This window comes from Atopobacter sp. AH10, from assembly GCF_003664595.1.
Classification (GTDB): domain Bacteria; phylum Bacillota; class Bacilli; order Lactobacillales; family Aerococcaceae; genus Atopobacter.
The window spans coordinates 46,460-70,832 of the sequence record NZ_QXPZ01000036.1; the positions used below are offsets into that span (position 1 = coordinate 46,460).

The 24,373-nt window shown below is 36.2% G+C and carries 18 protein-coding genes and 1 pseudogene; 6 read left to right on the forward strand and 13 right to left on the reverse strand.

Translation table 11 applies throughout. The features are described from left to right. Positions 1–59: 59 nt before the first annotated feature. From dnaB to dnaA, 13 genes are all read right to left on the reverse strand, one after another. Positions 60–1,433: a replicative DNA helicase gene (gene dnaB / locus D3H64_RS07720; RefSeq protein WP_121565674.1), complete on the reverse strand. Its 1,374-nt coding sequence runs from the start codon at positions 1,431–1,433 to the stop codon at positions 60–62. 15 nt (positions 1,434–1,448) lie between these two features. Further along, positions 1,449–1,901 carry a 50S ribosomal protein L9 gene (gene rplI / locus D3H64_RS07725; RefSeq protein ID WP_121565675.1) on the reverse strand — a complete coding sequence of 151 codons (453 nt, stop codon included), beginning with the start codon at positions 1,899–1,901 and terminating at the stop codon, positions 1,449–1,451. 3 nt (positions 1,902–1,904) lie between these two features. Then, positions 1,905–3,926: a DHH family phosphoesterase gene (locus D3H64_RS07730; protein WP_121565676.1), complete on the reverse strand. Its 2,022-nt coding sequence runs from the start codon at positions 3,924–3,926 to the stop codon at positions 1,905–1,907. Positions 3,927–6,767: 2,841 nt separating this feature from the next. Further along, a complete protein-coding gene (rpsR, locus tag D3H64_RS07735) occupies positions 6,768–7,004 on the reverse strand; it encodes a 30S ribosomal protein S18 (RefSeq protein WP_121565677.1) in 237 nt (78 codons plus the stop codon). Positions 7,005–7,045: 41 nt separating this feature from the next. After that, positions 7,046–7,573: a single-stranded DNA-binding protein gene (ssb, locus tag D3H64_RS07740; RefSeq protein WP_121565678.1), complete on the reverse strand. Its 528-nt coding sequence runs from the start codon at positions 7,571–7,573 to the stop codon at positions 7,046–7,048. A 38-nt stretch (positions 7,574–7,611) separates the two neighbouring features. Further along, a complete protein-coding gene (gene rpsF, locus D3H64_RS07745; protein WP_121565679.1) occupies positions 7,612–7,902 on the reverse strand; it encodes a 30S ribosomal protein S6 in 291 nt (96 codons plus the stop codon). A 240-nt stretch (positions 7,903–8,142) separates the two neighbouring features. Further along, positions 8,143–9,087 carry a polysaccharide deacetylase family protein gene (locus D3H64_RS07750; RefSeq protein ID WP_121565680.1) on the reverse strand — a complete coding sequence of 315 codons (945 nt, stop codon included), beginning with the start codon at positions 9,085–9,087 and terminating at the stop codon, positions 8,143–8,145. 195 nt (positions 9,088–9,282) lie between these two features. Continuing rightward, positions 9,283–11,904: a DNA gyrase subunit A gene (gyrA, locus tag D3H64_RS07755; RefSeq protein ID WP_255421008.1), complete on the reverse strand. Its 2,622-nt coding sequence runs from the start codon at positions 11,902–11,904 to the stop codon at positions 9,283–9,285. A gap of 14 nt (positions 11,905–11,918) precedes the next feature. Next, positions 11,919–13,853, reverse strand: a complete 1,935-nt coding sequence (gene gyrB / locus D3H64_RS07760) for a DNA topoisomerase (ATP-hydrolyzing) subunit B (protein WP_121565681.1) — start codon at positions 13,851–13,853, stop codon at positions 11,919–11,921. Further along, complete coding sequence (recF, locus tag D3H64_RS07765; RefSeq protein ID WP_121565682.1) at positions 13,846–14,982, reverse strand: DNA replication/repair protein RecF; 1,137 nt, start codon at positions 14,980–14,982, stop codon at positions 13,846–13,848. The genes gyrB and recF overlap by 8 nt, the downstream gene beginning before the upstream one ends. Next, complete coding sequence (gene yaaA, locus D3H64_RS07770) at positions 14,973–15,209, reverse strand: S4 domain-containing protein YaaA (protein WP_121565683.1); 237 nt, start codon at positions 15,207–15,209, stop codon at positions 14,973–14,975. The genes recF and yaaA overlap by 10 nt, the downstream gene beginning before the upstream one ends. Before the next feature lie 282 nt (positions 15,210–15,491). Further along, a complete protein-coding gene (gene dnaN / locus D3H64_RS07775; protein ID WP_121565684.1) occupies positions 15,492–16,655 on the reverse strand; it encodes a DNA polymerase III subunit beta in 1,164 nt (387 codons plus the stop codon). Between the two features lie 166 nt (positions 16,656–16,821). Next, entirely contained in the window at positions 16,822–18,150 is a 1,329-nt protein-coding gene (gene dnaA / locus D3H64_RS07780) for a chromosomal replication initiator protein DnaA (protein WP_121565685.1), read from the reverse strand. Positions 18,151–18,869: 719 nt separating this feature from the next. On the opposite strand from dnaA, the gene D3H64_RS07785 reads away from it, so the two are divergent. The 6 genes and pseudogenes from D3H64_RS07785 to D3H64_RS07810 all read left to right on the forward strand — a co-directional run bounded on the left by D3H64_RS07785 (position 18,870) and on the right by D3H64_RS07810 (position 24,296). Then, a complete protein-coding gene (locus D3H64_RS07785) occupies positions 18,870–19,553 on the forward strand; it encodes an N-acetylmannosamine-6-phosphate 2-epimerase (RefSeq protein WP_121565686.1) in 684 nt (227 codons plus the stop codon). A gap of 12 nt (positions 19,554–19,565) precedes the next feature. Continuing rightward, positions 19,566–20,462, forward strand: coding sequence for an N-acetylneuraminate lyase (locus D3H64_RS07790; RefSeq protein WP_121565687.1), 897 nt, complete (start codon positions 19,566–19,568; stop codon positions 20,460–20,462). Between the two features lie 30 nt (positions 20,463–20,492). Continuing rightward, positions 20,493–22,038: pseudogene (locus D3H64_RS07795) on the forward strand (sodium:solute symporter). Next, positions 22,038–22,481 carry a YhcH/YjgK/YiaL family protein gene (locus D3H64_RS07800; protein WP_121565688.1) on the forward strand — a complete coding sequence of 148 codons (444 nt, stop codon included), beginning with the start codon at positions 22,038–22,040 and terminating at the stop codon, positions 22,479–22,481. Before D3H64_RS07795 ends, D3H64_RS07800 begins: the two are co-directional and overlap by 1 nt. 58 nt (positions 22,482–22,539) lie before the next feature. Continuing rightward, positions 22,540–23,349: a MurR/RpiR family transcriptional regulator gene (locus D3H64_RS07805; RefSeq protein ID WP_121565689.1), complete on the forward strand. Its 810-nt coding sequence runs from the start codon at positions 22,540–22,542 to the stop codon at positions 23,347–23,349. Between the two features lie 50 nt (positions 23,350–23,399). Beyond that, positions 23,400–24,296, forward strand: coding sequence for an ROK family protein (locus D3H64_RS07810; RefSeq protein ID WP_121565690.1), 897 nt, complete (start codon positions 23,400–23,402; stop codon positions 24,294–24,296). The last annotated feature ends 77 nt before the right edge of the window (positions 24,297–24,373 follow it).

Sequence of the window (24,373 nt, forward strand, 5' to 3'; positions counted from 1 at the left end):
TTTCTTGTTATAATACACTACATATCATTTTTTTCTGATCCCTAAAAACTTTGACAGCTTTACATTGGTGGAGCCATTGCTTCCGTTAGTCCTGGATTAGCTAGAGACGTAAATTTATTGTATTCTTTCATAAAAATTAACTGAACTGTCCCTCTCGCACCAGCCCGGTTTTTTTCAATAATTACTTCTATGATATTGTTATCTTCTTGTTCTTCCCCATCTTCAGACCGATAATAATCTTCACGGTATAGAAAGGCTACTATATCCGCATCTTGTTCAATAGACCCAGATTCTCGAATATCAGATAAAACAGGCCGTTTATCTTGACGCTGTTCTACCCCCCGAGAAAGTTGTGACAAAGCAATAACGGGAACAGATAATTCCTTAGCTAACTTCTTTAATTGTCGAGATATTTCAGAAACTTCTTGTTGCCGATTTTCTTTTCTTGAACCTTCGATTAGCTGTAAATAGTCGATCACCACTAAGCCTAAATCCCCTTGTTCTTGTTTCAAACGACGACACTTAGCTCTTATTTCTGCTACCCGAATACCAGGCGTGTCATCGATGAATATTTTGGATTGCCCAAGGGTTCCCATAGCCATGATCAAACTATCCCATTCTTCCTCAGAGAGGTTTCCTGTTCGCAAATTGGAGGCATCGATATTGCCTTCTGAACACAACATCCGATTAACTAGAGACTCAGCTCCCATTTCTAAACTAAAAATAGCGACAACCTCATTAGCTCTTGTTCCTACATTTTGGGCTATATTCAAAGCAAAGGCTGTTTTCCCTACAGCTGGACGAGCGGCGATAATAATTAAGTTATCATCTTGCAAACCTGCAGTCATTCGGTCTAAATCCTCATAGCCAGTTGGGATGCCTGTTACTGAAGAGTCATTTTTAGCTAAATTTTCTATCGTTTCAATCGACTGATCAATAACATCTCGAATTCTTTTAAAACCTGATCGATTTGTTCTTTCAGAAACTTCTAAGATACCTTGTTCCGCCTGATCCAAAACAGCTGCTACATTACCTTGGTCTTCATAACCTGTCTTCGCAATAGTCGTAGCGGTTTGAATCAAGCGTCTAAGTAAGCTCTTATCATTAACAATTTGAGCATAATAGTCAATATTGGCCGCAGTAGGTACACTAGACGCTAATTCAGCTAAATAGGTCAGTCCCCCTACATTTTCCAATTGACCTTTTTCTTCTAAAAGATTACTGATCGTCACCAAGTCAATAGCTTCATCACGATCGTTTAAATCTAGCATGGCTTGGAAAATTTGTTGGTGGGCTTTTCGGTAAAAATCATCTACCGTCAAATATTCCAACACACCAACCACTCGATCTGGATCTAAAAATATAGACCCTAAAACTGACTGTTCAGCTTCAATATTTTGGGGTGGAACTTGCCCTTGAAAAATATCCTCCAAGCTTATCCTCCTTTGCTATTCTGCGACAATATGAACCGTTACTGTTGCCGTTACTTCTGGATGTAATTTAACTTCCACTTGACGGTAACCTAAGCTTTTGATCGGTTCATCCAATTGTATCTTTCTTTTATCGATATCTAAACCGTATTGTTTTTTAAAGGCTTCTGCAATTTGTTTAGAAGGTACTGAGCCAAAAACTCTTCCTTCCTCACCAGCTTTTGTTTTTATTTCAGCTACTGTCCCTTCTTTTTCTAATTGTGCTTTCAATTGGCGACAATCTTCTAAATGTTCTGCTTCTTCTTTTTCTCTCGCTTTTTCTTGCCCTCTTAGTTTAGCTAAGGAAGCTTTAGTGGCTTCTTTAGCCTTACCTTGTTTGATTAAGAAGTTTTGGGCATAGCCATCTTTTACTTCTTTTACCTGACCTTTTTTACCTTGACCTTTAACATCTTGTAAGAAAATAACTTTCATCTCTTAGTCCTCCTCATCTTCTTCTACTTTTTTCTTCAAAATATCCATCAATTCTTTCTTAACTTCTTCGACGGATTTATCTTTAATTTGAGTTGCGGCATTGGATAAATGTCCACCACCACCCATCAATTCCATTATCGTTTGAACATTGAGAGTACCTAAACTCCTAGCACTAATCCCAATTCGACCGTCTTCCCTCTTCGTAATCACAAAGGAAGCTTCAATATCTTCCATAGATAATAAGGTGTCTGCTGTCTGAGCGGCGACAACTGGATTATAAAGACGTTCTTCTGACCCTGCTGCAATACCTATTCGCCCGTCTAGAACTTCTACCCGTTCAATCAACTCGCTACGTAAAAGATATGTATTAATATCTTCCTTTAATAATCGCTGAATCATAACGGTATCTGCTCCACAACTCTTCAAATAACTTGCGGCATCAAAAGTTCTAGATCCCGTTCTAAGCGAGAAATTGCGAGTATCGACGATAATTCCTCCAAGTATCGCTGTTGCTTCTATTTTCGAAATTGGATCCGCTTCGTTTGATTGATATTCAAACAATTCCGTCACTAATTCCCCTGCAGATGAGGCATATGGCTCCAGATATACCAAAACTGGATTTTCTGGAAATTCTTGCCCTCTTCTATGGTGATCAATCACAACAACTTGACGACATGCCTCTAATATCTCTTGGTTACATACAATAGACGGACGATGCACATCCACCAAAACAACTAAAGTTTTTGGCGTTATTTTATCCAATAACTCGCTCGATTCCACAATATATGGTGCAATATCACTATCTTTAACAATTTCACTCATTAACTTGCGGACATCATTATTTAACTCATCATGATTAATAGCGATATAGGCTCTTGTATTATTCATCTGTGCGATCCGCCTAATCCCTAAAGCAGATCCCAAAGCATCCATGTCAGGATATTGATGTCCCATGACAATAACTTGGTCCGAATCCTTCATGAGCTCACGCAAGGCTTGAGCTACCATTCTGGAACGTACACGAGTTCTTTTTTCCATTGGATTCGTTTTTCCACCATAGAAACGGGATTTCTCCTCCTTGGATCTGACTACTACTTGGTCTCCTCCACGCCCCAAAGCAAGATCTAGATTAGACTGAGCCACTTGTGCTATATCATGAAAGTTATCCATATCTTCATTTTCATCAGCATAAGAAAAACCCATGCTCAATGTTAGTGGATAATTTTGCCGAGCCGTTGTTTCACGAACTGTATCTATGACTTCAAATTTTTCATTTTCCAAAATAGATAAACGTTGCCTTGTAAGAACCGCTATAAAACGATCATCATCTACCCTTTTTAAATAGATGTTGTGGTGATTTGCCCAATTACTCAACTGATTGGTCACAAAATTATTCAAGTTCGACTTGCGCCTATCACTCAATGATTGGGATATTTCATCATAGTTATCTAAGAAAATGTGACCAAATACAATCCGTGAATCTTTATATTTTACAGCTATTTTTGAATAACGTGTCGTATCCATTAAAAAAACTGCCCGAATATCCTTTTGAACTGACACATCAATATAGCGATGATTAGTTTCTAGGGATACTAGTTCTTCATCTTCACTTTCTTCAATCACATCTGCTAACTTTTGACTAATTTCTGATACTGGTCTGCCTAAAATATCTTTCTTATTAAAGATTTTTTTGAAATATGGATTAGCCCACTGAATTTCCCCATTTTTGTTGTAAAGGATAATACCAATAGGCATACGTATTAATGCCTCTTGTTCACCTTGCTTAATACGATAAGATAGGTCTGTTATATAGTTATTGGTTTGGTCAATCAAATATTCCGAGAGAAATACGAGAACCCCCACGACAATAGAGAATAGGAATAGAATAGTTAAGCCAAACTTCCAATCATGAAAAAAAGAAATAACCAAAATGATGAATAGTAAGGTCAAAATGATTAGAATAGGAATTTTAACTCTATTTGCCCGTATAAACTCTGGGAGATGATCTATTTTCCAAGCCTTCATAAGATTCACTCCTCATAGTATTGGAAAAGTAATTAAGCCTATAAGTATCTACTATTATACCATTATTGGCTTTTTTTGGATACATATAGAACACACGTTCGCTTTTTTTAAGTATATTTATATCTATACGAACTTTCCTCTATAAGAGTTACTTTTTAATTATTTTGTATATTTTTTTTTAACTACATTATCAATAAAGTTTTCTTAATACCTAGCGAAAAAATTAATGAGTTTTACTCTCCCTCCCAAAAAATTTATCTATTAACTTTGAAAAGTTTAGTAAATTCTCTAGGTAAATTTTTTCTTTATAATTGTATTGAGACACTTTTTTCTTTTTATCTAAAATGAAACGGACGCCTACTTTTTTCAAATGTTTCACGTGAAACAATTCTTACACCCCTCTTTAATTCCCGATGTTCCACGTGAAACAATTCCTACATTCCTCTTTAATTCCGATGTTTCACGTGAAACAATTTATTTTCCTTCCTTTTTTGTTAATCATAAATCTTCTACTCTAAGTTTCTATCATAGCTGGGAAAGGGAAGAAACTCATATTTAGAATTAACGATTTAATTATACTGCGCTTACTAATATTCAAGTCTTAAAAGAGACAGTTTACAAAATGTATTTTTAGCACTAACATTTTTACTGATATTGCTCATAAAATTCACCAGTTCTCTATTTATTTCTTTAACAGGTGGACATAATTATTTACTATGTCCAGGAGAGGGGGGATTTATCTTTAGTTAAAGATAAAGAGTAAATTTTAAGAGAAATAAATTTACCTTTCCCTTTTTTCTTTTCTACGTATTCAAAAGGGGTAAAGTTTTAATCAGTCACTATCTTACTACTTTTAAAGGTCCTGTCCTTTGCCTATATGTATTAAAGAGCGGTAAAGTTCAGATAGGCGAGATTAGTCATAAAAATATTATTATTCTTTAAATTCTTTTCTCTATATTATCCCCCCTTAACTTTAAATTTACATCAATAGTTAAAAGTTTGAAAAACTATAGCGAAAAGACTGGAAGAAACTCTAAGAAAGATAAAATTTTAACCAGTAGAGTGTTTCACGTGAAACAGTCTGCTGGTCATTTTTTCTTATTTAGATTTTGCTACATAATAAATAATCCAATTTTTTAGACCCTCATCCTTATACTTAAATATCTGTTTTTGTCATACTTTTCTCTTTAAAATTTGTTTTGTAGGAATTTTTAAGTATACTCTGGATCAGCAAGTCTACCCTCTTATTTTTTTGAGTAGATTAACCTTTTATCCTTAGAGAGAAAATTCTGATAGTCTTTTCTTTGATTTAACCCAAGGGTCAATATAATATGACCTCTCTAAAAAAAGAATCAGCTCAACCCTATTTCTCTAGCTACTTGACCCATCCCCTTGGGAAAACAGTTTTAAGTGAAGAATTTTGCCAATATTTCTTCCCTCTTTTAGATCACATGACAATTTACGAATTATCTATAATCTCTAACAACTACAGTCCATCAGATAAGCCCGTCCAATCAGAATACTTAATATCCACCATAGCAAGAGTGCAATTTTTTTATTAATGGAGCTTTTTTGGGGACGCAGGAGTTAGAATTTTGAGACTTTCCTCTTTAACCACTAACCTGTAAATAATAAAACAACTGTTTCACGTGAAACATTTAATATTGATTTTATAAAAATCATTCTCCTCAATGCCTATTACTTATCCCTAGCTACACTCACGTCGAATAAATAATTACTAATTTTCTATCCCACCCCTATTCGTTTTAGTATGACTAAGCTTATAAACTTAAATTTCAAGAAGAATTGCTTGAATTATTGCTAGTTCAACTTCACATCAGTAAATTTATTTCTAAATCATCTCTCATATCAAATGAAACTCCCACGCACAGCCCTCGCCCCACGAATAGACATTGTTTTATCCCACGTTTTTTTCATATAGTTACTTCTTGACAGGCACTAACTCCTACATTTTGTGATTAATATCCGTACATATTTTTTTACATCCTCAAAAATTTTGTTAAGGTCACATCAATTCTTACTTCTACTTATACATAAGGTTGACTAAAGTTCTTTGGACTTTTAACAAAGTTCCATTAATAGAAAATTTTCCTACTCTTTCTAATTCTAACTTTTTTACCTTTATATCAAAAAAAGCTTCCTCTCAATTCCAGCTCCAGCCAAGACTCTTATGCTACAAATGAAGACTATTCCATTCAAAGTAAGTTTTTGCCTAGTTAAACTCTCTTAGATAAAAAGCTATCTCATCTTTTTTTACTTATCGGAAGTGTGTATATACACTTGTTAAATCTAGCAAAAAAAATACAAGTCGTTTCAACTTATTCCTTCGTAAGCAAAAACATGAACAGTATAAAGTTTAAACATAACTAAAAGACCTCCTCCTCAACACAAAAATACAAGTAGATGAAAAGTTTTAAAATGGAATAATTCCTTACTCACCACAAAGAATTCCTCTTTTAAATCTGTGGATAAGTTTTCAAACATTACTTATCCACAATTTTACTTTTACTTTGTATAAGGAATGATACTCTGGGATTTTTGTCAATCTACTCCTCCTTTTCACACAATTATCCACAGAATTTTCAAGAACATTAACTTGTTAAATTGCTTGATACTATCGTCTTTTTTTCTATTTTTTTCTTTCTACAGTATTTCTTATCCCAAATTTTATCCACAACTTTTTACCAAGCGTGTTTCTTGTGAATAAGTTGCATTAACCAATAAGGTACTCATTATACACACAGTTTATCCACAATAAAAAAGTTAAAAAAAAGTCTTTCCAAAAATATGGAAAGACTTTACTTTATACTATAAAGTATATTAGTCGTTATTTGTGAATGGTAGTAAGCCCATTACACGAGCGCGTTTAATAGCGATTGTAAGTGGACGTTGGTATTTTGCTGAAGTCCCTGTTACACGACGTGGCAAAATTTTACCTTTTTCGGAAATAAAACGTTTCAATAATTCTACATCTTTATAATCAATGTAGTCAATATGGTTAGCGGTGAAGTAGCAAACCTTACGGCGTCTACGTCCGCCTCGACGTTGTCCAGCCATTGAAATCCCTCCTTAGCTGAAATGATTAGCTCTCAAGTTATTTAGAATGGGAGATCATCATTAGAAATATCAATCATACCATCATCTGCAAATGGATCGCTAAAGCTTGGTTCGCTCGGTTGTCGATCGATTGGCGCATGATTAGTGCCCTGATATCCGTTATTATTCCCACCCATTGATGATTGGTAATTGTTTTTATATTGACCGGAAGATTGACGTGAATCACCTACAGGACGTTGTTCAGTGACTGACCTAGGTTCTAATAAGGAGAATCGATCCACTATAACTTCCGTTACATATACTCTCTGGCCTTGTTGATTTTCGTAATTACGCGTTTGAAGACGTCCTTCGATCCCTACAAGTGATCCTTTGCGCGTAAAGTTTGCAAAATTTTCTGCAGATTTTCGCCAAATGACACAGTTGATAAAGTCTGTCTCTCTTTCACCATTTCGATTTTGAAACGAGCGATCAACAGCTAGAGAAAATGTCCCAACAGCTGTAGAATTTCCGGTAAAGCGTAAATCAACTTCTCGCGTTAACCGTCCGACAAGCACAACATTATTTATCATTTAACTCACCTCTTTAAAAGCCAGCGCAATTCCATTCATTATTCTGGCAATTTAACGATCATATGACGTAAAATATCGCTAGAAATTTTAGCCAAACGATCAAATTCATCAATAGCAACAGAATCGTTAGCGTTTAAAGTAATCAAATGGTAGATCCCTTCGCGGAAATCCTTGATTTCGTAAGCTAAGCGACGTTTTGCCCAATCCTTGGATTCGACAATTTCAGCGCCATCTTTCACCAAAATATTATCGAAGCGTTCGATCAATTCTTTCTTAGCAGCTTCATCGATATTTGGGCGAATGATGTACAAGATTTCGTATTTGCTCATTCTCTGCACCTCCTTGTGGACTATTGGCTTTCTTTCTAAAGAAAGCAAGGAGAGTCCTCTTTTAGAGTACTCACGCCTATTAATTCTATCAAAAGACCTCTCAACTTTCAATAAAGACTTCTCTTTTTGTCTACTTTTTTCTTTTACCGACAAACATTATCCAGCTACTTTTATTTTTAGTCTATTTTCTCCTTAAATATTCGCTTGAACTTTTAACTCAGAGCTAATTTGAGCTAATTTTTAATGTAATACAGCAAATATATAACCCTCTTGTTTATAATAGCTAATTATGGCATCTAAAGCCTCTAAAGTGAGTTTTTTTCCAACAGCATCATGCATTAAAATGACGCGAATGCCTCTATCTGGAAAATAGTTGAGCGTTTTTTTATGAAAAGTGATCATGTCATCTTTAGTCTTTGGAGCTTGACTGTCATCTAATGCATCTCCGTTAGCTGCATTCCAATCAATCCATTGAATCCCTTCTTCACTTAATAATTGATCACTTTCCTCTAAATCTTTCCATGACATATGACCACCAGGATAACGAAAAACACTACTATGAAAATGATCCCCAAGTTGTTTCTTTAAAGCATCTTGATTAGCTTTAACTTCCTTAATGATGACATCTTTATTGCCTTTTCTTTCTGGATAAAGTTGATGGTAATCATGGGTAAATGAATGTAGAGCTATTGCATGCCCTTCCTTAATTTCCCTTTTTAAAATGCTTCTCTTTTCCTTCCCTATCTCTTTACCTACAGTAAAAAAGGTGGCAGGAACTTTTTCTTTTTTTAATTTATCTAATATTTTAGGGGTTATCACATTATTGGGTCCATCATCAAATGTTAAAAAAACTAATTTCTTACCCGTTATATGTTTCTTCCCCTGCAAAACTTCATTGACCCATTTTGCACTATATGCATAAGAAAGTGCTTGATAATTATGATTGCGATTAGGCATCAAAGCTTCTGGGGTAATTTTTTTTGCTTTCTCGCCTTCTTTTGACTGAATCATATCCTTATAAATAAGCTTTTTAATTGGTCTATTATCCCTTTTTTTAGAGGATACTTGGTTAACAAAACCATTCTCAAATGTCTTGTAAAAGTAAGGTAGGCTTGCTACTAAACTAACAAAAAGAAGCACAAAACAACATAATATTAGTGTTTTCTTTTTTTCCGGTCTTAGCATCAGAGAAACACTCCTTGTATAACTTTTTCCATATACTCTACTTGACTTATCTCTATCTCAATCGTATCCTCTTTACTTTTATCTCTTATTTATTAGTGTAGCAAGTAAAACGCTTTATACCTAGGCTAAAAGCCCAAAGACATTCATTCTTTGGGCTGTTTATTTATTCCTATTGACCTATCTGAAAAAGAAGATCTAATCATCACTAGAGTCTAACTTGTCTTCTTTCACTAATTCTGACGCAAAATCTTGTAAATGTTCTTTTACCGCTTCAGAAGTTGGCATAGATAAAGTTTCTTCCCCCTCTTCTTGCTGGTCTAATTTATCATCTACTATATTGCCATCATCTTTTTGATCTTCATTTTCTTCAGGATCAACTAAGGTCACAGCAGATAATTTGGAATTTTCATCAACTCGCATGATCTTCACACCTTGAGTGGATCGACCTGTTTGACTAATACCAGAGATACTGCAACGTATCACCACACCATTATCTGTAATCATCATGGCATCTTCATTACCATACACACAACGTAGAGCTACCAACTGTCCGTTTCTTTCAGTGAGATGAATGGCTTTAATCCCTTTACCACCACGTTTATGCACGGAATACTCAGAAGAAGGCGTCCGTTTACCATAACCCTTATCGGTAACCGCTAAAATTTCGCATTCTTGGCTAAAGGTATCCATGGCAATAACTTGATCCCCATCTTGTAAACTGATCCCTTTAACCCCGCTAGCTGTCCGTCCCATCGCTCGAACATCCTTTTCTTCAAAGGTAACCGATTGTCCTTTTTGAGTTCCCAAAATAACATATTGTTTCCCGTCAGTTAAGCGAACTTTGATCACTTCATCCCCTTCACGTAAACCAATAGCAATCAAACCATTTGTTCGAATATTTTGGAATTCTGATAATTTCGTTCGCTTGACAATTCCTAACTCGGTCACAAAGAAGAGATAAGCTTCTTCATCATTCATTTGGTTATCAATGTTCAAGACAGCTTCAACTGTTTCGTTTTCCTCGATTGGTAATAAATTAACCAGTGGCAAGCCCTTTGCTGTCCGACTATATTCTGGGATTTCATAACCTCTAATTTTATAAACTTTCCCTTTATTCGTAAAGAAGAGGATATCATCATGACTCGAGCAGACGAACATGTTTTCTATAAAATCATTGTCATGCATCGACATCCCTTGAACACCACGTCCACCTCTATTTTGTGTCTTAAATTCTTGATCTGGAAGACGCTTAATATAGCCATTATGCGTCAAGGTCACCACAACTGATTCTTCTTCGATAAGATCTTCATCTTCAAATGTTAAGGCTTCCCCAACTAAAAGTTCTGTCCGACGAGAATCACCAAATTTTCGACGAATTTCAGCTAGTTCTTCTTGAATAATACGGAAACGTTCTTGCTCACTTGCTAAAATCTTGTTATATTCCTTAATTTTATCCATCAATTGCGCATGCTCATCATCGATTTTTTCTCTTTCCAAACCAGTTAAGCGAATCATACGCATGTCTAGAATAGCTTGAGCTTGTATATCGCTCAAACCGTAATCTTGCATAAAGATTTGTTTGGCTTCTTCCCCAGTCTTAGATTGTCGCAAAATCGCCACAATCGCATCAATGTGATCTAAAGCTACTTGCAAACCTTCTAAGATATGAACACGAGCTTCCGCTTTCTTTTTATCAAAAATAGCCCGCCGTCTAACCACTTCTTCTTGATGGTTGAGATAATGAACTAATATTTCTTTTAGACTGAGTGTCCTTGGAACGCCATTAACAATAGCTAACATATTAAAGCCAAAATTCGTTTGAAGAGGGGTCAACTTGTAAAGGTTATTGACCAAAACGTGAGCAGAGACATCTTTTCTCACTTCAATAACAATCCTCATCCCATTTCGGTCAGATTCATCATTCAAATAGGTTAAGCCTTCAATTCTTTTTTCCCTATGTAATTCTGCAATACGAGACACTAATTTTGCCTTATTTACCATATAAGGGATTTCTGTAATGACAATTCTTTCTTTCCCATTGGCTAAAGTTTCAATATCTAATTTTGCCCGACAAACGATCTTTCCACGACCTGTCTCATAAGCACGACGTATCCCTGATTTTCCTAAAACTATACCACCTGTTGGAAAATCTGGTCCTGGCAATACAGTCATCAATTCAGCAGTTGTTGCATTAGGATTTTCCATTAATAAATCTAAAGCATCAATGACTTCTCCCAGATTATGAGGAGGAATATTGGTTGCCATACCAACAGCAATCCCTGTTGCCCCATTGACTAATAAATTAGGAAAACGTGCAGGCAGGACTGATGGTTCTTTTTCAGTTCCATCATAATTATCCATATAATCGATCGTTTCTTTGTTAATATCCCTAAGCATTTCCAAAGAAATCTTAGACAAGCGAGATTCGGTGTAACGCATAGCCGCTGCACCATCTCCGTCAATCGAGCCAAAATTCCCATGTCCATCTACCAAAGGGTAACGATAAGAAAAATCTTGAGCCATACGAACCATCGATTCATAAATAGCATAATCGCCATGTGGGTGATATTTCCCCATAACATCCCCAACAATACGGGCAGATTTCTTATGCGGTTTGTCTGGGGTAACCCCTAATTCGTTCATTCCATAAAGAATACGCCGATGAACAGGCTTTAAACCATCTCGAACATCAGGCAAGGCACGAGAAACGATAACACTCATGGAATATTGCAAGAAGGAAGTCCGCATCTCTTTAGAGAGTTCTACGGTGGATTTTAAACTATTATCCTTACTTTCAAAGTCATTAAAATCGCTCACCTTAATCCTCCTTCCTAAATATCCAAGCGATCAGCATAGACCGCATTAGTTTCAATAAATTCTCGACGAGGTTCTACACGATCCCCCATCAACATATCAAGCGTTTCATCTGCTAACTTAGCATCTTCTACTTTTACCTGTAAGAGATAACGCTTATCAGGATCCATCGTCGTTTCCCATAATTGGTGCGCATCCATTTCCCCTAAACCTTTGTAACGTTGGATTTGAGGTTTTGGCATTTCAGGTATTTCATTCAATAATTCTTGCAATTCTTCATCGCTATTGAGGTAAGCTTCACGTTTCCCTTGTTTCACCTTATACAAAGGAGGTTGAGCAATATAGAGGTAACCTGATTCAACCACTGGACGGAAGAAACGATAAAATAGAGTAATTAATAAGGTTCTGATATGGGCTCCATCAACGTCCGCATCGGTCATGATAATAACTTTATGGTAACGAGCCTTAGTCACATCAAACTCACTCCCAAAACCTGTCCCCATAGCTGTAAAGAGAGAACGAATTTCCTCATTAGCGAGGATGCGGTCAAGAGAAGCTTTTTCGACATTTAAAATTTTCCCTCGAATAGGCAGAATAGCTTGGAAATGCCGACTACGACCAGATTTAGCAGAACCACCAGCTGAATCCCCTTCGACGATAAACAATTCGTTAATTTCTGGATCATTACTGGAGCAGTCTGCTAATTTACCAGGCAGGTTAGAAATCTCCAAACCAGACTTTTTACGAGTCACTTCACGAGCACGTTTGGCGGCCATTCTGGCTTTTGCCGCTAAAATACCCTTATCGACTATCTTCTTCCCTATAGCTGGATTTTCAGATAAGAAACGATCTAAGGCAGATGAAAATAAGCGGTCAGTAATCGTTCTCGCTTCAGAATTACCTAACTTAGTCTTAGTTTGCCCTTCGAACTGAGGATCTGGATGCTTGATAGAAACAATCAAGGTGAGCCCTTCTCTAACATCTTCCCCAAAGAGATTGTCATCATTTTCTTTTAAAATATTTTGACGTTTGGCATAATCATTGATCACACGTGTTAAAGCTGTTTTGACACCTGATTCGTGTGTTCCACCTTCGTAGGTATGGATATTATTAGTGAAACTCATCAAATTTGTTTGATAAGTATTGGTATATTGAAAAGCCACTTCCACAACAATATCATCTTGTTCGCCTTCTAAATAAACAGGATCTGGAAAGAGAACTTCTTTCTTCTTATTCAAGAAGCTCACATATTCTTTAATCCCACCTTCGTAATGGTAATGAACTTCTTTTACCTCTTCTTCCCGAAGATCGGTTAAGCTCAAACGAAGACCCTTGTTCAAGAAAGCCAACTCACGTATCCGTTCATTTAAGGTATCAAAGACATAAACTGTTGATTCTCTAAAGATTTCTGGGTCTGGAGTAAAATCTACCCTGGTCCCATGTTTATCTGTCTCACCAACAATTTTTAAATCTTCTTCCACGACACCGCGCTTATAACTCTGTTCATAAATATGGCCATTTTTGAAAACTTGGACACGCAGTTTTTTAGAGAGGGCATTAACGACTGAGGCCCCTACACCGTGTAAGCCACCAGATACTTTGTAACCGCCACCCCCGAATTTCCCACCCGCATGAAGAATGGTAAAGACGGTTTCAACAGCAGGTCTACCTGTTTTTTCTTGAATATCTACTGGTATCCCCCGACCGTCATCGATAACAGTAATGCTATTATCTGGATTGATCAGCACTTCAATATGTGTGGCAAAACCAGCCAAAGCTTCGTCTATCGAATTGTCCACAATTTCCCATACCAAGTGATGGAGTCCCATGGCACTTGTCGACCCAATATACATCCCTGGGCGTTTTCGAACGGCTTCTAAGCCTTCAAGAACCTGAATTTGACTAGCATCATAGGAGGTGCTTGCTATATCTTTTTTGGTTTCATTACTCATCTATTTGACACACTCCATCTTTTATTTTTCCTTCTTCAATGCGGTAAATTGTTGGACGCTGGATCAATTTTTGGTTGATCCCTGCCAATGAGGTAGTTGTTAGGAAAGTTTGAACTTTATCTTGAATAGTCTTCAATAAAAAAGTTTGACGACGATCATCCAATTCTGATAATACATCATCCAGTAAGAGGAGAGGATAATCTCCCGTTAATGCCTTAGCTAACTCAATTTCCGCTAATTTTAAACTTAAGACAGCCGATCTTTGCTGTCCTTGTGAACCATATAGTTGGCAATTCTTGCCGTTGATGCAGGTAGAAAAATCGTCTCGATGAGGCCCTACAGTTGTGGTTTCTCTTTCAATGTCCTTTTCTTCTCCACTTGCCATCGTTTGAATGAGACATTCTCTCAACTGACCAAGGTCTTCAGTTTTATCTTTCATGGACAAGGAAGGCACATAAGATAAACTAAGATCTTCTCTATTCCCTGATAGCAAGCCATGCAAGCGATTAGCCAATTTCTCTAATCGTCCTATAAATTTTTGCCGTTCAGCTATCAAATAAGCTCCACTTTCAGAAAGTTGATCCGATAAGACCTGCAGATATATCCGATCTCTTTGTTGACCTCTATGCAAGGCTTTTAGATAAGCGTTACGTTGCTTTAACAATTGCTTATATTGAACAGAGTGGTGGAGATAAAGAGGGTTCAATTGACCAATCTCCCTATCCAAAAAATTTCGTCTTAGGTTAGGAGATCCCTTCACCAAACTTAAATCTTCCGGTGCAAATAAAATGACCGTCAGATGGCCAATATACTGACTCAGACGGGCTTGTTGCAAGTGATTAACGCAGGCTATCTTTCCTTTTGAACCTAAATACAAAGAAAGGGGAAGACGATCATTTTTCGTCTCCACATACCCTTTCACATAGGCTTCCTTTGCCTGAAACTCTATCAACTCACGATCATGTGAAGTTCGATGACTTTTAGTCAAGGCTAAAGTATGTATAGCTTCAAGAAGATTCGTTTTCCCTTGAGCATTTTCTCCAATAAAGACATTGATACCTGGACTAAATTCGATTACTTGCTGGTCATAATTCCTAAAGGCCTTCAATGACAGCTGAATTAATCGCATGTTTCCTCCTCAGCTCTAATGAAATATAGCCCAACACCAGGAACTTCCACTTGATCTTTTGGATAAATCTTACGTCCTCGTCTATTTTCTTCTTCACCATTAACAAATACGCTATATTCTGCTAAATAGGCCCTAGCCATGCCACCAGAAGAAATAATTTCTGCCAACTTTAAAAATTGTCCTAAAGTAATATATTCGCCTGTTATTGTAAGTTGACTTTTTTGCATATGTCACCGACTTTCTGGACCCATTGCTTCCAATCGTATCTCCTCTAATTATAGCAAATTTTTGAATAAACCGCAAAAAAGTCCCCTCTTGATTTCTTTTCAGAATGCCTTCTAAGAGGAGATAGCCCATTTTGGATAAAAATGCTTTTTCAAGTCGAAAATGGCTTATATGGCTCAAAAATAAAAAATCTTTTTTTCAACTGCTCCTTTGACAGTAATTTAACCCTGTTAGTCAAAAAAAGGACCTTGATTTAGCTATCAAAGTCCTATCCTAACTATATATTAAGAATGTGTACGTATTGGCGTAATCAATTGAATAAAGTTATGAGGAATTGGGTTTGAAGGATTAGCTTCTTCCATAAAGAATGGTTTATCTGATCCATTGAAATAGAGGCTTATATCTACCCCTTTAAAAGTACGAACAGCATCCATTAAGAAGATTGGATTGAAGTGAATAGCCACATCTTCTCCGCTAAATTCTTTAATTTGAAGGATTTCTTCCATTTTACCCACTTGCTGTTGCGAACTGTGGAAGAGAACTTTTTCTGAGGAAATGCTTAGGCAAACAGATTCTTGTTCCTCGTTATTGGCCAAAAGAGCCACCCTATCTGCTCCGTCTTCCAAATCTTTAGCAGCGACTGTTATTTTGGTTTGATAATTTTTCGGAATCAATCGACTAGTTTCTGGATAAATACCTTCTAGTATACGTGAGTATATGGCGTAATCTTGAATTTGAAAAAGAATTTTTGTTTCATCCACTACCAAATGAACATCTTCTTCATCTTCAATAATACGAGTCACTTCTTGTAAAGATTTAGCAGGAACAACTACAGAGATACTTTCTCCTTGAGCGACCCCCTCAACTTTCACTTGATCAAGAGGAATAATACGTTGACTTAAACGATGTGAATCAGTTGCAACTGTTTTTAACTGATGATCATCTAAAAAGAATTGCACACCAGTCAAAATTGGCCGAGATTCTTTTTTGAAAACAGAAACAATGGTTTGTTCAATCATATTTTTTAACAAGCAACCCTTAATTTGTAAACTGAATTTTTCATTCAATTCGACCATACTAGGGTAATTATTAGGATCATAGGCATTTATCGTAAAATCTGCTTGTTCAGAGACAATTTGAACGAGTACTTTGTCTTTGGTTCGAATAGTGACTTCTTCACCAGGTAATTTACGGATAATTTCAATAAAGAATCGACCCTTAACCACCATTGAACCTGTTTCTATAACAGTAATGCCATGCTCTAGATTCGTTGTCTCTAATTTTGCTTGAATGGTTAAATTTGAATCACTTCCAATAAAGATAAGACGATCTTTATAGACATCTATCTTGATTCCTTCAAGAATATCGGTAGTAGTTTTACTGGCTGTTCCCCGTTGGACATTATTCAACACTTTAGTGAGGACAGATTTTTTAATCTTAAATTCCATGGTCGGCTCCTTTGTAAAGAAATAGATATAAATAAATAGTACTAGTAGTAGGACCTGTTAATAATGTGAAGATTTACTCCAATAAGCTGATTTTGCAAGTTTTCACATGTGGATAACTTTTGGATAAAGCTTGGCATAAGTCGTCAACTTATCCACATGTTAATAACTATTTTTCTTTTAGCTGTTTGATGAGTCGTTCAACGTCATCCACTAGCTCTCGATTACCTTCTTCCAACTCTTGTTTAATTTTGTCATAAGCATACAAAACAGTTGAGTGATCTTTTCCACCAAATTCGTTTCCAATCTTTGGTAGAGATTGGTTGGTCATTTCTCTTGCTAAATACATAGAGATTTGTCGAGGGGTAACGATTGTTTTGTGTCTTTTTTTGCCTTTCAGATCTTGAACACTAACGTGATAGAACTTTGCAACTGTTTCTTGTATATCTAAAATACTCAATTCACGTTGCTTTTGATTTGGTAAAAGGGTTTTTAAAGCTTCAGCAGCTAAATCAACGGTAATATCTTGGCCAATAGTTGTGGCATAAGCTTGAATTCGAGTCAATGACCCTTCAAGTTCACGAACGTTGGAATCAATTTGTCCACTGATATAGTAGAGGACATCATCTGATATATCTAGCCCCATATTATCAGCTTTTTTCGAAAGAATGGCGATACGTGTTTCAAAATCAGGAGGGGTAATATCTACTGCTAGGCCTGATTTAAATCGAGAAACAAGACGTTCTTCTAGATTATTGATTTCTTCAGGAATTCGATCACTGGTGAGGACGATTTGATGCTCATTATTAAATAGAAAATTAAAGGTGTGGAAGAATTCTTCTTGCGTGGATTCTTTGTCAGCGAAAAATTGGACATCGTCTACCATTAAGAGGTCCAAATTCCTATATTCTTCACGAAAAGCTTCAGTGCTATTGGTACGAATCGATCGAACCAAGTCATTTGTAAAGGTTTCACTGGTAACGTATTTGACACGAGAGTTTGGTTTTAGTTGGATCATATAGTTCCCTATCGCCTGCATAAGATGGGTTTTACCTAAGCCAACTCCACCGTAAAAGAAGAGTGGATTGTAAATATTTCCTTCATTTTCGGCACAGACCAAGGCGGCAGCGTGGGCAAACTGATTTCCCTTCCCAATGACGAAATTTTCAAAAGTATAGCGTGGATTCAATTGAGAATTATTACGTTGAACGATAGTGTTAGTGGGTTTACTTTTAACTTCTTCTGGCATCTCGTCATTTTCAACGATGATAGGTTCTATATCCCGATGAAGAACCATATAGCAGGATTCAACCACTATAGGGAGTAAGGTTTTGCTCCAATAATTTTTATGAACAGGAGTTGGAACTTTGATGTAGAACTTGGTGGAAGTAAGTTTTAGGGGCTTAGTATCCCCAATCCAAGTGGCGTAGGAAACTTCTGTGAGGCGTTTTTGTAGGGTCGATTTTATATGGTCCCAAAGTTCGTCCATTTGATCCATAATGTCCCTCCTTTTGTATAGAATGGCGCAAACTCAATTGTAGCAAAATTCAGAATAGTTTTCCACAGTTGTTAATAAGGATATTTGAATTACTTTCAAGTGAGAAAAAGTTTTCCACTGATTGTGGATAATAAGATAAGTACTTGTGGATAACCTCTTTTTGCTCACAGGCTTTTTGTTAAAATATAAGCTGAAAAAGCTTGATATGGTTTGTTTTCATAGCTCTATCCCCATTATCCACAAGCTATTGGGAGAAATTTATTACAGACTTGTTGAAGTGGGGATAGAGTGGGAATCACTTGCGGATAAGTCTATAAGGTCTCATGGATGAGTAAAAAATTATCCACAGTTTTTTGGTCGTCGCTTTAGACTTGTGGATTATTTTTTGATGGCTATTTCTTTCATTAAAAGGTCTGCTATGAGCTAGAAAGAAAGTAGAAGTAGAAGCAGGAGCTTGAAGACAATAAAAAGTCAAATATAGAGAGCATGGATAGGAAGCAAACTAAAAATAGGAAGCTAAATGATAAGGAAAACTAAAAGTACTTTCCTTATTTACTTGAATTAAAAAAATAAAGGCGATAATGATCGGTCTTCTATTGGGGAATCTCTTTAAATTGCTTAAAAATGTGAAAGTAAAATCAAAAATGTTTATTCGCTTGAAACCCTTTTCAAATAGAGGTATTTTATAAGCGTGAAGAAAAGAAGAAAAGAGGGGTAGCATGATAGGACAAATCAAAGGCGAGTTAATTGTTTCTTGCCAAGCTTTACCAGATGAGCCTTTGCATAGTTCGTACATTATGTCAAGAATGGCAGTAGCTGCACGAGAAGGGGGAGCAAAGGGACTAAGAGCTAATTCAGTAGAAGATATTCGTGAAATAAAAAAAATTGTTGATTTACCCTTAATTGGAATTATTAAGCGTAATTATGAAGGTGTGGATGCTTTTATCACGGCAACGATGAAAGAAGTGGATGAATTAATGGAAGTTCATCCAGAAATCATTGCTGTAGATGCGACAGAATCTACTCGACCAAATGGTGAGCTGTTAGAAGACTTTTACAAAAAAATTCGTGAAAAGTATCCAGATCAATTATTAATGGCAGATTGTTCAACTCTAGAAGAGATGGAGAAAGCTGATGCATTAGGATTCGACTTTATTGGGACAACTTTAGTGGGCTACACCAAACAAAGTAAGGGAATAAAGATAGAAGCTAATGATTTTGAATTGATTAAAAAAGCGCTTACTATAGTAAAACATCCAATTATTGCTGAAGGGAATATTAATACACCAGAAAAAGTAAAGCGTGTCTTAGAACTTGGAGTATATAGTGTTGTTGTTGGATCAGCTATTACTAGACCACAATTGATTACTAAAACATTTGTAGAAGCTATTCATCAAAATTAGGAGGTTATGAACATGACTAAAGCTACAGGAAAAGATATTAAGGGGATTATTTCAGCATTATTGGTACCATTCAATGAAGACGGATCAGTGAACGAAAAAGGTTTGCGTCAAATAGTAAGGCATAATATAGATCGTATGAAAGTCGATGGGCTTTATGTCGGGGGATCGACTGGCGAAAACTTTATGTTAGGTAAAGAAACAAAGAAAGAAATTTTTGATATTGTTAAAGATGAAGCTAAAGATGATGTGAAATTAATTGCGCAAATTGGTGGGCCTAATGTTTATGAAGCCATTGAATTAGGTCAATATGCAACAGATTTAGATTATGATGCAATTTCTGCTGTAACACCTTTCTATTACAAGTTTAGCTTTGAAGAAGTGAAACAATACTATAAAGATATTACAGATGCTGTTGATAATGACTTGATTGTCTATTCTATTCCAGTCTTAACAGGCATTAGCATGGGATTGAATGAATTTAAGGAATTATTCGAATTGAAGCATATTATCGGGGTGAAATTCACAGCAGCTGATTTCTTCCTATTAGAACGCCTTCGCAAAAAATTCCCTGATGTAAAGATTTATTCTGGTTTTGATGAAATGCTTTTCCCAGCAGCTATTTATCAAGTGGATGGGGCGATTGGTTCTACTTATAACGTGAATGGTCTTCGAGCAAAAGGTATTTTAGAGGCAGTTGCTCATTCGGATCTAGATAAAGCGAGACAATTACAAAATGATAGTAACGATCTTATTGAAGCTGTTTTGGCTAATGGCCTTTATCCTACCTTAAAACGTATCCTACAACTTCAAGGATGCGATCATGGTGAATTTTTGAGTAGAAAACCAATGGCATCAATGACGGAAGCTCAACGGATCGAAGCGGAACGTATCTTTAAAGCTTACCTCTAAGAGGTAAGCTTTCATGAAGGGAGAGATAGTATGAGTAGTCAAGGCTTTACCAAAATAGACTTTGCCATATTGATTATTTATTTGTTGGCAGTACTTCTTGCAGGTTTGTTCTTCTCTAAAAAAGATATGAAGGGGAAGGAATTTTTTTAAGGGTGATGGATCTATCCCTTGGTATGTCACCTCTGTTTCTATATTTGCTACTTTATTGAGTCCGATTTCCTTTATGTCTTTAGCTGGAAATTCTTTTAAGGGAAGCTGGATTTTGTGGTTTGCTCAACTTGGTATGATCATTGCTATACCAATTGCTATTCGATTCTTTTTACCTATCTATGCACGTATGGATATTGATACAGCCTATGACTATCTAGAAAGGCGGTTTAATTCCAAATCTTTACGAGCAATCGGCGCTGCTTTGTTCATTATTTATCAAATTGGTCGTATGTCCATCATTATGTACTTACCTTCTGCTGCCTTAGCAATTTTAACTGGAATCAATGTAAATGTCTTGATTGTTTTAATGGGTGTTGTTGCCATTATCTACTCCTATACAGGAGGAATAAAATCTGTACTTTGGACAGACTTTATTCAAGGGACTGTTTTGCTTATTGGTGTAAGCGTTTCGCTAATCTTTTTGGTACATGATCTCGATGGAGGGATCGGAACAATTTTCCATTATATGGGAACAGGTAAATTTTTAGCTGCAAATGAACCTCTATTTAACCCTAATCTTTTAAAGACATCCGTTTTCTTACTAATAGTAGGTGGTGGACTAAATACATTATCTTCCTATATTTCTAGTCAAGATATCGTGCAACGTTTTACGACGACTCAAGATATCAAGAAGTTAAATAAAATGATGTTTACAAACGGAGCTTTGTCCATCTTTATTGCAACCGTATTCTATTTAATTGGGACAGGATTGTATGCGCTTTACCAAATTCAAAACCCAACGGATCCAGGAGCTAGTATTGCTCAAGACCAAGTGTTTACCTATTTTATTGCCTACCGTTTACCTGTTGGGATCACTGGGCTTTTATTGGCTGCTATTTATGCGGCGAGTCAATCGACTTTATCAACAGGTTTGAATTCAGTAGCAACTTCTTGGACGCTTGATATTCAAGATCTCATTTCTAAGGATTTGGATGATGCAAAACGGACATCTATAGCTCGCTTTCTATCATTAGCTGTTGGGATTTTCTCAATCGTGGCTTCCATTATCTTAGCAAAATCAGATATTAAATCAGCTTATGAATGGTTTAATGGTTTTGTTGGTTTAGTTTTAGGTGTACTGGGTGGAATATTCTTCTTGGGAATATTTACGAAAAAGGCAAATAAATATGGAGCCTATGGAGCTTTGATTACCTCCAGCATTGTGATGGTCTACATTAAATATGGTTTGCCAGCAGAAGCAGTTAGTATTTGGGCTTATACGATCATTTCCTTGTGTGTCTCTTTAGTTTCAGGTTATTTAATTTCTCATCTCTTTAAAGATGAAAGAAGTGAAGCACCAAAATTTACGACAGTTTATGATATTAAAGAAATCAAATCAAATTCAGATTGGTTGGTGAGAAAATAATGGAATTATATCGTTTAAATCATTTAGAAAGCCTCCATAGAGAAGACGTGAAAAGAGTGGTTGACTACATTAGAAAGCATGATTTATCTCAAGATCAGCCTGGACCTCATGAGATAGAAGATGGATTTTATTATAATGTCCTCTCATATGATTCAACAGATCCAGAAAATAGGATGTGGGAAAGTCATAAAGAATATTTGGATGTACATGTTCCAATTTCGGGTCGGGAAGGTATCCATCATTCCTTTATAGAGGACATGGAGCTAAAAGAATATATAGCAGCTGACGATTGGCAAAAAGGGGAAGGTGAAGCTCAAAATAGGCTTGCTATAGAACCTGGTCAGATACTTGTTTTCGATAGAGAAGACATGCACAAAACGGGCATTAAATTGGATCGTTCTTATCCTATCAAGAAAGCTGTATTTAAAGTAAAATATGAGTAGGGACTACTGGGGCTAGTACTAGTCCCAGTAAATTTTCAAGTGGATTGAGGGGGATAATATGACAGATGGATCCTTGGTTCCTTTGATTGAGTCATTGTACGAAAATTTTACGCCAGTAGAACGATTAATTGCAGATTTTTTCATTAAAGATCGTTGCCAAGGGGAAGATTTTTCTGCTGAGCGGGTGGCGAATAGTCTCCATGTATCCAATGCTTCACTAACACGTTTTTCCAAAAAATGTGGCTATGCAGGATATCGAGAATTTATTTTTGATTATAAAGAATCTACCCATCACAAAAATACGCTGAGTCAAGAATTAACAAAGCGGGTTTTGGATGATTATAGTGAATTGCTTTATAAAACTTATCAGTTAGTTGATGAAGAGCAGATGAATCGGATCATCCAATTATTTGTGAAGGCAAAACGTGTCTATATTTATGGCAAAGGGAGCTCCGGCTTAGTCGCAGAAGAAATGAAATTCCGTTTTATGCGTTTAGGTTTAATTTGTGAAGCAATAACGGATTCTGACATGATGAGGATGAATAACGCCTTGTTAGATGAGGATACTTTGCTTATAGGCATTAGTGTATCGGGAAAAACAAAGGCAGTGATTCAATCTTTGGAAATGGCTCATTTAAAAAAGGCAAGCACTCTTTTATTAACAGCTAACAATGATTTGAGTTTTATGGAGTTTTGCGATGAAATTTTATTAATTGCGGTCAAATCCACTTTAAGTCAAGGAAATATTATTTCCCCACAATTCCCTATTTTAATTATGACTGATATTTTCTATGCTTATTTCTTAGATCAGAACAGATCGGAAAAAGAACGTATATTCACTTCGACATTAAAAGCCTTAGAAAAATAAAACTTTTATATTTTGAGGGAAGGAAAGGCATAAAGGAAGAGGGTAAGATAATGCATATTTTAGCGGTAGATATAGGTGGAACGACGATTAAAGCGGATATTTATAACGAATTAGGTCAAAGTCAAGGAATGAAAGTCGAATATAAGACACCGGTTGACCTTAAAAAAGGCAGTAATAAGATACTCGATAGCATCATTCATATGATTGATGAAAAGATGGAACATTTAAAGCAATCTGGGAGAAAACTTGACGGTGTAGCTATATCCAGTGCAGGAGTGATTGATTCTGAAAAAGGAAAAGTCATTTATTCCGGCTATACTATCCCACAATATGCAAAAACGAACTTTACAGAAACGATTGAAAAGAAATTTGATATACCTTGCAAGGTTTTGAATGATGTGAATGCAGCAGCTTGTGGGGAGTTTGCCTTTGGAAATTATGAACCAATGGGGAATTTTGTGTGCTTAACGATTGGAACAGGTGTTGGCGGAGCGATATTAGTTAATGGTGAACTGGTTATGGGACACCAGTTTAGTGCAGGTGAAGTAGGCTATTTACCTGTTAATGGTCATAGATTTCAAGATATAGCCTCTACTACAGCACTTTGCAGTTACTATAAAAAAATAAGTGGGACAAAAGAAGCTAATGGTAGAGATATTTTTAAGGCTTATGATCAAGGAGATCATTTAGCTAAAAAAGCTATTGAATGGCTGACGAAAAATTTAGCAGATGGTTTGTTGGCGATTGTATACCTCTTGAATCCACGCTATATTGTCTTAGGTGGAGGAATTATGGAAAGAGGAGAAGTTTTAATTCCCTTGATCGAAGAATATTTGGAACAAAATTTAGAAAGTCCTTTCTTTATGCCAGAAAAAATTTGTCAGGCTAAATTAGGCAATTCAGCTGGCAGATTAGGCGCCCTACATTATTTCCTTCACCACCAATAAACTATTATCCTGATAGGAAAGCTTTTCACCTAGTCAATCATCACTAGAGATGGAAAAGAAAAAACTGAAAATACCAC

Excerpts from the sequence above, each read along its gene's own strand:
- rplI (WP_121565675.1), bottom strand. The coding sequence starts at position 1,901 with ATGAAAGTTATTTTCTTACAAGATGTTAAAGGTCAAGGTAAAAAAGGT.
- D3H64_RS07730 (WP_121565676.1), bottom strand. The coding sequence starts at position 3,926 with ATGAAGGCTTGGAAAATAGATCATCTCCCAGAGTTTATACGGGCAAAT.
- rpsR (WP_121565677.1), bottom strand. The coding sequence starts at position 7,004 with ATGGCTGGACAACGTCGAGGCGGACGTAGACGCCGTAAGGTTTGCTAC.
- ssb (WP_121565678.1), bottom strand. The coding sequence starts at position 7,573 with ATGATAAATAATGTTGTGCTTGTCGGACGGTTAACGCGAGAAGTTGAT.
- rpsF (WP_121565679.1), bottom strand. The coding sequence starts at position 7,902 with ATGAGCAAATACGAAATCTTGTACATCATTCGCCCAAATATCGATGAA.
- D3H64_RS07750 (WP_121565680.1), bottom strand. The coding sequence starts at position 9,087 with ATGCTAAGACCGGAAAAAAAGAAAACACTAATATTATGTTGTTTTGTG.
- gyrB (WP_121565681.1), bottom strand. The coding sequence starts at position 13,853 with ATGAGTAATGAAACCAAAAAAGATATAGCAAGCACCTCCTATGATGCT.
- recF (WP_121565682.1), bottom strand. The coding sequence starts at position 14,982 with ATGCGATTAATTCAGCTGTCATTGAAGGCCTTTAGGAATTATGACCAG.
- yaaA (WP_121565683.1), bottom strand. The coding sequence starts at position 15,209 with ATGCAAAAAAGTCAACTTACAATAACAGGCGAATATATTACTTTAGGA.
- dnaN (WP_121565684.1), bottom strand. The coding sequence starts at position 16,655 with ATGGAATTTAAGATTAAAAAATCTGTCCTCACTAAAGTGTTGAATAAT.
- dnaA (WP_121565685.1), bottom strand. The coding sequence starts at position 18,150 with ATGGATCAAATGGACGAACTTTGGGACCATATAAAATCGACCCTACAA.
- D3H64_RS07785 (WP_121565686.1), top strand. The coding sequence starts at position 18,870 with ATGATAGGACAAATCAAAGGCGAGTTAATTGTTTCTTGCCAAGCTTTA.
- D3H64_RS07790 (WP_121565687.1), top strand. The coding sequence starts at position 19,566 with ATGACTAAAGCTACAGGAAAAGATATTAAGGGGATTATTTCAGCATTA.
- D3H64_RS07800 (WP_121565688.1), top strand. The coding sequence starts at position 22,038 with ATGGAATTATATCGTTTAAATCATTTAGAAAGCCTCCATAGAGAAGAC.
- D3H64_RS07805 (WP_121565689.1), top strand. The coding sequence starts at position 22,540 with ATGACAGATGGATCCTTGGTTCCTTTGATTGAGTCATTGTACGAAAAT.
- D3H64_RS07810 (WP_121565690.1), top strand. The coding sequence starts at position 23,400 with ATGCATATTTTAGCGGTAGATATAGGTGGAACGACGATTAAAGCGGAT.